Annotated in this window: 10 protein-coding genes; 5 read left to right on the forward strand and 5 right to left on the reverse strand. The window is 49.5% G+C overall.

Annotation, left to right across the window (positions count from 1 at the left end; translation table 11 throughout):
* The first annotated feature begins 362 nt into the window (after positions 1-362).
* Genes pilB through yacG form a run of 5 tightly spaced genes read left to right on the forward strand, consistent with a single transcriptional unit; the run spans position 363 to position 5,022 of the window.
* On the forward strand, positions 363-2,075 hold the full coding sequence (gene pilB / locus QWI17_RS21200) for a type IV-A pilus assembly ATPase PilB (RefSeq protein WP_302724521.1): 1,713 nt from the start codon (positions 363-365) through the stop codon (positions 2,073-2,075).
* A 3-nt stretch (positions 2,076-2,078) separates the two neighbouring features.
* A complete protein-coding gene (locus tag QWI17_RS21205; protein ID WP_302724522.1) occupies positions 2,079-3,335 on the forward strand; it encodes a type II secretion system F family protein in 1,257 nt (418 codons plus the stop codon).
* A gap of 5 nt (positions 3,336-3,340) precedes the next feature.
* Positions 3,341-4,216, forward strand: coding sequence for a prepilin peptidase (locus tag QWI17_RS21210; RefSeq protein ID WP_302724523.1), 876 nt, complete (start codon positions 3,341-3,343; stop codon positions 4,214-4,216).
* Positions 4,217-4,234: 18 nt separating this feature from the next.
* Positions 4,235-4,840, forward strand: coding sequence for a dephospho-CoA kinase (gene coaE / locus QWI17_RS21215; protein ID WP_302724524.1), 606 nt, complete (start codon positions 4,235-4,237; stop codon positions 4,838-4,840).
* Positions 4,837-5,022, forward strand: coding sequence for a DNA gyrase inhibitor YacG (gene yacG, locus QWI17_RS21220; protein ID WP_302724525.1), 186 nt, complete (start codon positions 4,837-4,839; stop codon positions 5,020-5,022). The genes coaE and yacG overlap by 4 nt, the downstream gene beginning before the upstream one ends.
* A gap of 41 nt (positions 5,023-5,063) precedes the next feature.
* Here the strand turns inward: yacG and QWI17_RS21225 are convergent, their stop codons facing one another.
* From QWI17_RS21225 to lpxC, 5 genes are all read right to left on the reverse strand, one after another.
* Positions 5,064-6,038 (reverse strand): Nudix family hydrolase, encoded by a 975-nt coding sequence (locus QWI17_RS21225; RefSeq protein ID WP_319835046.1) that lies wholly within the window; start codon positions 6,036-6,038, stop codon positions 5,064-5,066.
* Positions 6,019-7,239, reverse strand: coding sequence for a bifunctional glutamate N-acetyltransferase/amino-acid acetyltransferase ArgJ (gene argJ, locus QWI17_RS21230; protein WP_302724526.1), 1,221 nt, complete (start codon positions 7,237-7,239; stop codon positions 6,019-6,021). Before argJ ends, QWI17_RS21225 begins: the two co-directional genes overlap by 20 nt.
* A gap of 11 nt (positions 7,240-7,250) precedes the next feature.
* Positions 7,251-9,986, reverse strand: a complete 2,736-nt coding sequence (secA, locus tag QWI17_RS21235) for a preprotein translocase subunit SecA (protein WP_302724527.1) — start codon at positions 9,984-9,986, stop codon at positions 7,251-7,253.
* 90 nt (positions 9,987-10,076) lie between these two features.
* Positions 10,077-11,009: a M23 family metallopeptidase gene (locus QWI17_RS21240; RefSeq protein WP_302724528.1), complete on the reverse strand. Its 933-nt coding sequence runs from the start codon at positions 11,007-11,009 to the stop codon at positions 10,077-10,079.
* A 172-nt stretch (positions 11,010-11,181) separates the two neighbouring features.
* A complete protein-coding gene (lpxC, locus tag QWI17_RS21245) occupies positions 11,182-12,093 on the reverse strand; it encodes a UDP-3-O-acyl-N-acetylglucosamine deacetylase (protein WP_302724529.1) in 912 nt (303 codons plus the stop codon).
* Positions 12,094-12,276 lie beyond the last annotated feature (183 nt).

Genomic DNA, 12,276 nt, shown 5'->3' on the forward strand with positions numbered 1-12,276 from the left:
ACATCTTGCTCGTCTCGCGGTCCGCAGCCTGTTTTTAGCACTTACCGAAGCCCTCCTGTGTCGCCACCCGTCAATCAGTGACAATTTGCGTCACCTGTTGCTAACGTAATCTCAAGTATGGTCATTTCTGTTGCGTAATTGTTGTTACGTGAAAGTAAGGCTGCACAGTGAACACCAAGCGAGCGCTCGCCACCTGCAAGAGCAAAATATCACTCATCCAAGCCCCAGAAAACTCAATTCACGTATCTTTATATAGATTTATTGCCAAAAGTTAATGTAAAACGTAAAGTAGTTGAATAAATCTTCTAGAATTGAAGCTCTAACACAATCGTTCAGGGGGCGGCTAACGCCAAGCATGGGATATGAGTACACTCAGCGGACTGGCACGTAGGCTTGTTAACGATAATTTGCTGGATGAGGAGCTTGCACGTGACTCTTTGACACAAGCTGCCAAGCAAAAAGTACCTTTTGTACTCTACCTGACCCAAAATAGCGTACTCGATGCCAAAACTCTGGCCTCCGTTGCCGCCGATGAATTTGGCACCCCCCTATTTGACTTACGCGCCATCAACCCTGAGTCTATCCCTAAAAAACTGGTTGACCCCAAGCTCATACAAAAGCATCACGCGCTGCCGCTGATTAAGCGTGGTAACCGCTTGTTTGTGGCCGTACTAGACCCAACCAACCTGCATGCTCTAGACGAGATCAAGTTCAATACTGGGATCAACACAGAGCCCGTATTGGCAGAAGCCGACCTGCTGTCCACAGCGATCGAAGCTTACATCAATGCCAACGAAGAGAGCTTGAGCGATGCTCTGGGCGGGCTTGATGATGACGAACTTACCAATCTGGATACCGAGCCCGGCGGTGATGAAAGCAATGACGATGAAGGAGCCGAGGCCGACGAAGCACCTATTGTACGCTTTATTAACAAGATCTTACTCGATGCCATTAAGACCGGAGCGTCTGATATTCATTTTGAGCCCTACGAAAAGACCTACCGCGTCAGATTTCGTACCGACGGCATTTTGCAAGAGGTGGCAAAGCCCCCCGTTAACTTAGCCACCAGGCTATCAGCGCGCTTAAAGGTAATGTCTCAAATGGACATTTCCGAACGCCGCGTCCCGCAAGATGGTCGCATTAAGATGAAAATCACCAAAACACGGGCAATCGACTTTAGGGTAAACACCCTGCCCACGCTTTTTGGTGAAAAGGTTGTTTTGCGTATTCTCGATTCCAGCTCGGCAAAATTGGGAATTGACATTCTGGGTTACGAAGATGACCAGAAAAAGATGTTTATGGATACCCTCGCGCAACCGCAGGGTATGATTTTGGTTACCGGCCCTACCGGTAGCGGTAAAACAGTTTCTCTCTACACCGGCCTTAACATTCTCAATACCGAAGAACGCAACATTTCTACGGCCGAGGACCCTGTCGAAATTAACCTCGAAGGTATCAATCAGGTCCAGATGAACAACAAAGTTGGGCTAACCTTCGCTGAAGCCTTGCGCTCGTTTCTGCGTCAAGACCCCGATATTGTCATGGTCGGCGAGATTCGCGATCTGGAAACGGCAGAGATTGCCATTAAAGCCGCCCAAACGGGTCACTTGGTGCTATCAACCCTGCATACCAACAGCGCCCCAGAAACACTGACGCGCCTTTTGAATATGGGAGTCCCGGCATTTAACGTGGCCACCAGTGTCAGCCTTATCATTGCTCAGCGTCTGGCACGGCGCTTATGTCCTAAATGCAAAACACCTGCGAATGATATTCCCGATGAAATTCTTTCTGAAGAGGGCTTTGATGATATAGGGATTCCACGCGATGAACTGGAGCTCTATCACCCCGTCGGCTGCGATAGCTGCCTCAAGGGTTATAAGGGCCGTGTCGGCGTCTATGAAGTGGTTCGCATCACTCCGGCAATTGCTAGCCTTATAATGGAGGGCGGTAACTCTCTTGTAATTGCCAAAGAAGCCCATCGTGCCGGGTTTAATAATTTACGTATATCCGCTCTGCGCAAAGCGGCTCAAGGCCTAACCAGCCTTGAAGAGGCCAACCGCGTTACAAAGGATTAAGACATGGCGACAACAACGGCAACCAAACAAAAAGCAAAAGCGAAAACTAAGGTCAGCGTTTCAGAGACTTTTTTGTACAAAGTTAAAGATAGAAAAGGCAATATTTCCAAAGGCGAAGCCTCAGGAAGCAGTGCAGCCATTGTCAGAGCTCAGCTCCAAAAGCAAGGCTACTTCGTACAAAACGTCCGCAAGAAACCTAAACCTTTATTTGGGTCTGGCAACAAAAAAGTCGCGCCGAGTGACATTGCCGTCTTTGCGCGGCAAATGGCCACTATGATGAAAGCAGGTGTTCCACTTGTGCAGTCTTTCGATATTGTTGCCGGCGGCGCTGACCATAAAGGGTTGGAGGAGCTAATCATTAAAATTCGCGACGACGTAGCATCGGGCACAGGTTTTGCCCCTGCACTGCGCAATCACCCACGACATTTTGATGACCTATTCTGCAACCTAGTCGAGGCAGGCGAACAATCAGGTGCGCTTGAAACCATGCTGGCGCGTATTGCCACCTACAAAGAAAAAACCGAAGCGCTTAAATCTAAAATTAAAAAAGCTCTCACCTATCCTATCGCCGTAGTGATTGTAGCTTTAGTGGTGACAGCCATCTTGCTTATCAAGGTTGTTCCTCAATTTGCCGAAACATTCTCCAGCTTTGGAGCGGACCTTCCTGCTTTTACTTTGTTCGTATTAGGTCTGTCGGAGCTTGCACAAACCTACTGGCTTTATGGCCTCGCAGGCGCTATTGGTTTATTTTTTGCATTTAAAGAACTCAAACTAAGAAGTCCGAAGTTTGCCTACGCCGTCGACAGGTACATGCTTAAGATGCCCATCGTTGGTGACATACTCTATCAATCTATTATGGCGCGCTTCGCCCGCACACTGTCAACCACTTTCGCAGCCGGTGTGCCACTGATCGACGCCTTGACCTCAGTGGCAGGTGCCGCAGGGAACTTGCTCTATAGAGATGCCATTTTAAGGGTCCGCGAAGAGGTTTCGACGGGTGTGCAACTCAACATGTCAATTCGTAACCAAAATATGTTCCCATCACTTTTGATACAAATGGCATCAATCGGTGAAGAGTCGGGTGCTCTGGATGACATGCTTGACAAAGCGGCGAGTTATTACGAAGAAGAAGTAGACAACAAAGTCGATTCATTGTCTTCACTCCTCGAACCTATGATTATGTCTGTACTTGGGGTACTCGTTGGCGGTTTGATGATCGCCATGTATCTACCTATTTTCCAAATTGGTCAGGTTATTTAAAGAGCATGCAAAGCGAAAACCTATTGATGTCTGGCGAGCTCGTGTGGTTCGCCTACGCTATTGTTATTGTGTTCTCTTTAGTTCTGGGAAGCTTCTTTAACGTTGTTATTCTACGCCTTCCGAAACAGCTACAGCAGCAGTGGACTCAAGACTGCTGCGAATTGCTGGAACAACCAGCGCCAACACAAGAGCCGTTCGGCCTGGCCTTTCCCAATTCACACTGCCCCAAGTGCGAAGCTCCTATTAAACCGTGGCACAACATTCCTGTTGTTAGCTATTTAATGCTCAAAGGAAAATGTGCCAGCTGCAAAGCTTCCATATCGCTGCGCTATCCGGTTATTGAAATTGCCACGGCGCTCTTGTCGGTCGTAGTGGTGAATCAACTGGGCTTTAACTGGCTGAGCGCAGCCGTTCTTGTGTTCACCTGGGCACTGATTAATCTAACCGTGATCGACTTTGACACGCAACTTTTACCCGACAGTATTACCTTGCCTTTGCTATGGCTCGGGCTGATCGTTAACTATTACGGTCTTATCACCGACTTGCCCAGCGCTTTTTGGGGTGCGATTTTTGGTTATCTTTCACTGTGGTCGGTGTTCTGGCTGTTTAAGTTGCTGACAGGCAAAGAGGGTATGGGTTACGGTGATTTTAAGCTACTCGCGGCTTTAGGTGCCTGGATGGGCTGGCAAATGTTGCCGCTTGTCATCATCCTGTCCTCCCTTGTGGGGGCAGCGATCGGCATTACCCTGATTGTCACTAAAGGGCGAGATAAAAACATCCCTATTCCGTTTGGCCCTTATCTCGCGATAGCGGGCTGGATAGCAATGCTATGGGGAAGCATTATTACCGAATCTTATCTACAGCTCGCCTACGTTGGCTAACAAAAGCGATCAGCAGCAATGGCACAGCGCCCCTTGATAGCCGGCCTCACCGGCGGCATTGGCAGCGGTAAAAGTGCTGCGGCCAGTTGCTTTGAGGCCCTGGGAATTTCTGTCGTTGATGCCGATATTATTGCCAGGGACGTGGTAATGCCGCACACCCCATGCCTTGAGGCCATTCACAAGCATTTCGGTTCCGGCATATTAAATGACGATAAATCGCTTAACCGACATAAATTGCGCAATATTATTTTTGCGAACAGCAATGAAAAGCGGTGGCTGGAAGAGCTACTGCACCCCGCCATTCGAGCTCTTATCATCGATCAATTGAAGCAGTCGCAAAGCGCATATAGCGTATTGGTTTCTCCGTTACTGCTTGAAACCAACCAGCATGAATTGGTAAACAGAATTATTGTCGTTGATTGCCCGGAGACCATTCAGATATCCAGAGCAAGTAAACGAGACAAGGTCACCGACGAAAATATTAAGGCCATTATGGCCACACAACTCGCCCGGCAAGCTCGACTGGCAAAGGCTGATGATGTTCTGCATAATGACGGCGACCTGAACGAACTGCACCGTCAGGTTGAAACGTTACACAACAGGTATATGGCCAATTTAATATGAACGAGACCCCTCCCATCGAACTCTCATGCCCAACGTGCCAGACGAAAATTATCTGGGACGAGCGCTACCCTTTTCGACCTTTCTGTTCGGAGCGTTGTAAGTTGATTGATCTTGGCGAGTGGGCAAACGAAAACCACCGTATTGCCGGCGAAGATACGCACGCTAAAAATGACGAGTTATAAGATCAGGTCAGATACCAACAACCACCGGTAGCGCAACAAATTTACCACCAGGCGCGAATGGCTGCGATGCCCTGCCCGCCATGCTCTATGGCTTGTGCTACGTCACAATCTGCAAGGCCACCTAACGCATAAACGGGAACTTGGGCGCGGCGCGCCAGCTCGGCAAATTTTACCCACCCCATAGGTGGCTTACCCGGATGCGACGCCGTTGCTTTTACGGGCGACAAAAACACGTAGCTTGCTCGTATAAGCTCTGCCTGTCGAAGCTCTGCGGGCGAATGGCAGGAGGCACCGATCATCCAATCATCCGGTATGTTTGTTTTGACATCAGCCCCTAACGACATTAATTGAGACGAACTCAGGTGCACACCATCGGCATTTACCTCGCGCACCACGTCTAAAATATGCGGGTGCGCCAGCAATAGTTTGACTCCCTTAGCCTTAGTGTGTTGTATGGCCTCCTGTGCCAAGCATACATACTCACCTACCGACACGTCGTGTGCCCGAAGTAGTACCATACGCAGTCCAGTACTCAACGCTGCCCTCAGGCGCCGGGTCAAATCGGCAGGCGTCGCAAACTCACCTGTAATAAGGCACCGTTCGGGGAGCTGTAAGGCGTTCAAAATAGGGTAATTTGCCGCTGGGAAGGGGTATTGGTCTAATTCGTGAGGCTCTACCCAACGGGTAGGCTGCCCTTCTTTACCAACCGGCATACCGTGCCAGGACACTACGCGGCAAACGGCCAAGTGGACTTGTTTATCTGGGTAGTCGTGAATAATATCAATAAGAGGCAAGGCCCCATCGACTCGTATATCCAGCTCCTCAAACAGCTCGCGATCAAGCGCTTGTATTAGCGTTTCACCTTGTTCGACTTTACCGCCGGGAAACTCCCATAGGCCGCCTTGATGAACATGATCAGGACGCTTCGCGATCAGTATCCGTCCCTGGTTATCCATAACCACACCCACGGCCACATGCACACGCTTAGCCATTGCCTTAGGTGCGATAGTCCGCATTGATTCGCACATATTCATAAGATAGATCAGTGGTCCACAAAAGTTCGCTGCAGTTACCCCGGCCAAGGTCTATATGAACAGAAATACGTTCACCACTCATGACTTTTTGACCTTGCTCTTCGGTGTAACTATCGGCCCGGCAACCGTTTTCGACAATAACCACATCATTAAGCCGTACCCGAACCTTGCTAGCGTCCAAGCCTTCCACGCCAGCATAGCCAATCGCGGCAACAATACGTCCCCAGTTGGGGTCTGAGGCAAACAGAGCGGTCTTTATCAGAGGGGAATGGGCCACAGCGTAGGCCACTTTCAAGCACTCTTCGTGATTGGCGCCGCCTTGCACGTCTATGGCAACAAATTTTGTCGCGCCTTCTCCATCAGCAACAATCATTTGCGCAAGCTGCATACAAACATCAGCGACAGCGCTTTTTAGCTTCTGATAATCGACACTTGCAGTGCTCACAACAGGCTCGTTCCCAGCCTTACCAGAGGCAATTAGCATGCAGGCATCATTGGTGGAGGTATCGCCGTCAATGGTGATGCGATTGAAAGACAAACCCGCCACTTCCCGGACTAATGTCTGCAATACACTCTGATCGATTGCAGCGTCCGTCGCCACAAACCCCAACATGGTCGCCATGTTGGGGTTGATCATACCTGCGCCTTTCGATATTCCATTGACAGTCACCGCAACGCCATTCAATTCGAGCGTGCAGGTCGCACCTTTTGGTCGGGTGTCGGTTGTCATTATTGCCTTAGCCGCTGCGGCCCAGGCATCTTCAGTAACACGTGCAATTAATTCAGGTAATGCCTGCTGCATCTTATCTACAGGCAAATGCTCGCCTATGACTCCGGTAGAAAACGGCAGCACGGTTTCTTTTGCCAAACCATATTGTTTGGCCAAACTCTCGCACAACTGCAATGCATCTGTGCGACCGCGCTCGCCGGTACACGCATTTGCATTTCCAGAGTTAATCAGCAAAAAGCGCGAACTACTCGTTTGCAAATGTTCGCGACAAATTGTAACCGGCGCTGCACAAAAAGCATTTTGAGTAAAAACACCGGCTACCGTAGAGCCTTCGGCGACTGCGAACAACAGCATGTCGTCGCGACCTTGCTTTTTAATGCCAGCGCCTACCGTACCAAGGCTAACGCCGTTAACCGGCGGCATATCAGGAAATGGGAACTCACCTACGGCCATAATGCTCTCCGCTAGCCCAGCTTGCCATGGCACTGCTTGAACTTTTTCCCCGAACCACAAGGACACGGATCATTTCGCCCAACTTTCCGACCGTCTCGCGTCATGGGCGCAGCACCTGGCTGACCGGTTGCAGGCACGTCACTTTGCTCGCCCAATGCCGATGCTTGATCATGCTGCATTTGCATTCGGCCGCGCGCCTGCTCCTCTGCTTCACGTCGACGTTGCTCCATCTGCTCCATTTGCTCTCTGCTAACAGGCTCGACGCGTGCTAGCAAATTAATGGTTTCGCGCTTAACGGTATACAACATCTCCTGGAAAAGGTGGAAAGCTTCTCGCTTATACTCTTGCTTGGGATCTTTCTGTGCATACGAGCGCAAGTTAATACCCTGACGTAAATGATCCATACTCGACAACTGCTCTTTCCAGGAATTATCCAATACCTGCAGCATAATCTGCCTTTCAATCTCACGCATCGCATTGGGATCGCCAACGGTGTTTCCAATCCGCTCACACTTAGCGTCATAAGCACCTTGTACGGTAGTCGATATACGCTCGCGCAAGGAGTCTTCATGCAGATCATCTTCCGCGTCCAACCATTGTTGAACCGGAAGTTTCATTCCGAAATCTGCCTCTAGCTGTTTCTCTAGGCCCGCGACGTCCCACTGATCTTCAATAGACTGAGGTGGGATATGAGTATTGATAAGATCTTCGACGACATCGGCGCGAACGTTTGTAATAGTGTCCGAAATATCTGCCGCTTCCAGTAGATCATTGCGCTGTTGATAGACTATTTGCCGTTGATCATTAGCAACATCGTCGAACTGCAACAACTGCTTACGAATGTCGAAATTGCGCCCTTCAACCTTACGTTGGGCTTTTTCAATTGCGTTGTTCACCATTCGGTGCTCAATGGCTTCACCTTTGTCCATTCCCAGGGCTTGCATAAAATTACGCACACGGTCAGAAGCAAAAATTCGCATAAGATTGTCTTCTAACGACAAATAGAAGCGCGTCACCCCCGGGTCGCCCTGTCGACCAGAGCGACCACGAAGCTGATTATCAATACGACGTGACTCGTGACGTTCGGTACCAATAATATGCAAGCCGCCCGCAGCAATGACCATTTCGTGACGTTCTTTCCAGTCGGCTTTAACCTTTTCTATTTGCTCTGGCGTTGGGTTTTGGAGTGCCGCAACTTCAGCCTCCCAATTACCACCAAGCACAATATCGGTACCGCGGCCCGCCATATTGGTAGCGATTGTGACTGCTCCCGGCTGTCCCGCCTGAGCAATAATCTCGGCCTCTTTTTCATGGTATTTTGCGTTCAACACCTGATGCTCGATCTTGGCCTTCTTCAGACGCTTAGACATCTCCTCAGACGTTTCAATGGACGCTGTACCCACCAAAACCGGTGCATTCTTACCGCGAAATTCCTCTACATCATTGACGATTGCGTCGAGTTTCTCTTCCACTGACAAGTACACTAAGTCATTTAAGTCTTGACGCTGAGCGGCGCGATTGGTTGGTATCACCACAACATCCAAACCATAAATTTCCCTAAACTCGAATGCTTCGGTATCGGCGGTACCTGTCATACCCGACAAAGTTGAATACAAGCGGAAATAGTTTTGGAAAGTCGTTGACGCCAGAGTTTGGCTCTCGCTTTGAATTCGAACGCCCTCTTTCGCTTCAATCGCTTGATGCAATCCCTCTGAAAGGCGGCGACCAGCCATGGTGCGGCCAGTATGCTCATCGATAAGCACAACTTCATTGTCTTGAACAATGTACTCTACGTCGCGGCTGTATAAAGCATTCGCTCGCAGGGCTGAATTGACATGGTGCAGTAAGCTGAGATTAGCCGCAGAGTAAAGGCTATCCTCTTCGGCCAGCAGGCCGGCTTTGATCAGCAGCTCTTCAACATGTTGGTGACCTTGCTCAGTGAGCTCTACTTGTCGGCTTTTTTCATCCACATAGTAGTCACCATCATCATCTTCTTCATTTTGTCGCGTTAGGCTTGCTATCAGCTTGTTCATACGCTGATACATTTCCGAACTGTTCTGCGCCGGACCGGAAATAATCAAAGGCGTACGCGCCTCATCAATCAGAATTGAATCAACTTCATCCACTACCGCAAAATGCAATGGCCGCTGGAACTTCTCAGCTTTTGACAAAGCCATATTGTCACGTAGGTAGTCAAACCCAAACTCGTTGTTGGTACCGTAAGTTATGTCCGACTGATAAGCATCGCGCTTACGCTCTGGATCCTGTCCAGAAACGATTGCCCCCACCTGCATATCCAAAAAGTTAAACAGTGGGGTCATCCACGCCGCATCACGCCTCGCCAGGTAATCGTTCACCGTCACAATGTGCACACCCAACCCGGTCAGTGCACGCAAATAGGCAGGTAAAGTCGCCATCAGGGTTTTACCTTCCCCAGTGCGCATTTCAGCAATACAGCCTTCATGCAACGTCATACCACCAATAAGCTGAACATCGAAATGTCGCATGCCCATGGTACGCTTGCCTGCTTCACGCACCGTTGCAAACGCCTCAGGTAGCAGCGCATCCAGACTTTCGCCATTTTGATGCCGCTGTTTGTATTCCGCTGTTTTCGCCTTGAGTTCAACATCGCTGAGTGCCTGCATTTGCTCTTCTAACGCATTAATGCGAACAACGGTTTTGCGCATACGTTTCAGTACACGATCATTTTTTGAACCCAAAATTAGTTTGGTTATCTTGCCTAACATCTAACTCATCCGTACATAAGAATAATGAAAAGGGCAGCACCGACGCAGTGGTGCTGCCTATTGCAAAGCCATGAAATCAACAGGAAGGTATTATCGCAATGTGCGATGGATATAGGAGGAAGGGTCTACGGCGCGGCCATTTTTATACACTTCAAAGTGTACATGAGGGCCCGTTGAGCGTCCGGTCGATCCCATTAGAGCTATAGACTGCCCTTTTTTTACAACATCGCCAACATCAACGGTATTGCTTTTATTGTGGGCATATCGCGTGGAAAACCCATTGCCGTGGCTGATCTCAACCATATTGCCATAGCCATGGCGATCACCAGACCAGGTGACCACGCCTGAGGCCACAGCGATAATATTAGAATCTTCTTTTCCTGCGAAATCTACGCCGCCATGCCAGGCAACTTTACCGCTAAACGGATCCGTACGACGACCAAAGCGAGACGACATCCAGCCCTTTTCCACCGGGCGGCCAGCTACGAAAATGTCCTCTTTAAGACGTCTGTTTACCAGCAGGGCGTCTAACGTTTCTAGCTGTTGTTCGCGATTCTCTATTTGTTTAGACAAATCATCGATGGCAGCGAGAAAGTCGGGGGTGGCATAAGCATCGCCCAGCAATTCGCCTTCGGGGCCACCAACGGCGGGTTTCTGACTGAAATCAAACTCCCCTTTGTCCAGCTTGGCAATGGTTGTCAGCCGCTCTCCCAACGCATCAAGTCGCACGAGTCTCGCCTGCAGCTCGGCGACCTTTAAAGTGAGCGCTGCCACTTCCGCTTGCGCCTGGCGACGACTTTCAAAGACTTGCTCTTTCTGCTCAGCGAGTGCCACTTGCCAAGCTTGACGGGATTCGGCAGAAAATAAATCGCTGTTATTCTGGGCAACTAAAAAATGGTAACCAAGCACACCGGCTACCGCCGGCAGCCCCAAAATGCACACTGATAAGACCGCACGCGTCCACCCACCCAGCGTAATGCTGCGTGTATGACCGTGTCTTTTACTTACCAGAATAATTTTCATGATTATATTTTCTTGGCCAAAGGATAAGTAAGCACTTACTTGCACACCCTCCTATAAGCTCAACACTTATATGGACCTTAGTTTGTTATAGCAACAAATTACGGCAATTTCCGCCAACTATATAAAAAAGGCCCGCTAAACACAATCAGCGGGCCTCTATTTCCTCTACATCCTAGATTGCCAGAAGCGGCTTCATGTAGGAGATGGGGGCCGCATTTTCGTCATCAAAGGTGACAACTTCCCATGCGTCTGGCTGAGCTATCAGTTGTCGCAGCGACTTATTGTTTAAGGCGTGACCCGACTTATGTGCCTTAAACTCGCCGATTAAACTGTTGCCCAGCAGGTACAAATCACCTATGGCATCCAGCACTTTATGCTTTACAAACTCATCGTCGTAGCGCAGCCCATCTTCGTTCAGAATACGATACTCATCGACAACGATCGCATTATCGACGCTACCGCCTTTCGCTAGTCCCTTTGAACGCAAATATTCAATTTCGTGCATAAAGCCAAAAGTGCGAGCCCGGCTCACCTCCTTGACAAAGGAAGTACTGGAAAAGTCTACTGAAGTTTCCAGAGCTCTATCTTTAAATACGGGGTGGTCAAACTCGATAGAGAATGACACCTTAAAGCCTTCAAATGGCACAAAACTCGCCGTTTTGTCACCATCTTCGACCGTCACAGGTCGTTTGATACGAATAAATTTCTTCGCCGCAGCCTGCTCCTGAATGCCGGCAGACTGAATCAGGAAGACAAATGGACCTGCACTTCCGTCCATAATAGGCACTTCCGGCGCACTGACCTCGACAATGGCATTATCAATGCCGAGGCCAGCCATGGCTGACAACAAATGCTCTACGGTCGATACCTTGACATCATCCTTGACCAAACTTGTAGAGAGGGTGGTATCGCCCACATTTTCAGCTTTTGCTTCAATTTCCACCACAGGGTCAAGATCAACCCGGCGAAAAATAATACCTGTATCAACTTCGGCAGGGAGCAACGTGAGGAACACCTTCTGCCCGGTGTGTAGTCCCACACCCGTGGCGCGGATAGCATTTTTGAGCGTACGCTGTCTGATCATTGTTTGAGTCTGGCTCTCGTTTTCGATGATAGGACATACATCTTGGGCGGGCGCGACCGCCCAACACCGTGTTACTGCCCCGAACTCATGGCAACAGTATTCACATGCTTAAGCAATATCGCCCGGAATCTGTGGCTATTAAAGCAGCGAACTATAGCACAAAATGCCTATTATCCACCAGCA

This window comes from Gilvimarinus gilvus (genome assembly GCF_030518155.1).
GTDB lineage: Bacteria > Pseudomonadota > Gammaproteobacteria > Pseudomonadales > Cellvibrionaceae > Gilvimarinus > Gilvimarinus gilvus.

Coding starts and splice junctions, on each gene's coding strand:
- QWI17_RS21205 (WP_302724522.1), top strand. CDS start 2,079: ATGGCGACAACAACGGCAACCAAACAAAAAGCAAAAGCGAAAACTAAG.
- QWI17_RS21210 (WP_302724523.1), top strand. CDS start 3,341: ATGCAAAGCGAAAACCTATTGATGTCTGGCGAGCTCGTGTGGTTCGCC.
- argJ (WP_302724526.1), bottom strand. CDS start 7,239: ATGGCCGTAGGTGAGTTCCCATTTCCTGATATGCCGCCGGTTAACGGC.
- QWI17_RS21240 (WP_302724528.1), bottom strand. CDS start 11,009: ATGAAAATTATTCTGGTAAGTAAAAGACACGGTCATACACGCAGCATT.
- pilB (WP_302724521.1), top strand. CDS start 363: ATGAGTACACTCAGCGGACTGGCACGTAGGCTTGTTAACGATAATTTG.
- coaE (WP_302724524.1), top strand. CDS start 4,235: ATGGCACAGCGCCCCTTGATAGCCGGCCTCACCGGCGGCATTGGCAGC.
- QWI17_RS21225 (WP_319835046.1), bottom strand. CDS start 6,038: ATGCGGACTATCGCACCTAAGGCAATGGCTAAGCGTGTGCATGTGGCC.
- lpxC (WP_302724529.1), bottom strand. CDS start 12,093: ATGATCAGACAGCGTACGCTCAAAAATGCTATCCGCGCCACGGGTGTG.
- yacG (WP_302724525.1), top strand. CDS start 4,837: ATGAACGAGACCCCTCCCATCGAACTCTCATGCCCAACGTGCCAGACG.
- secA (WP_302724527.1), bottom strand. CDS start 9,986: ATGTTAGGCAAGATAACCAAACTAATTTTGGGTTCAAAAAATGATCGT.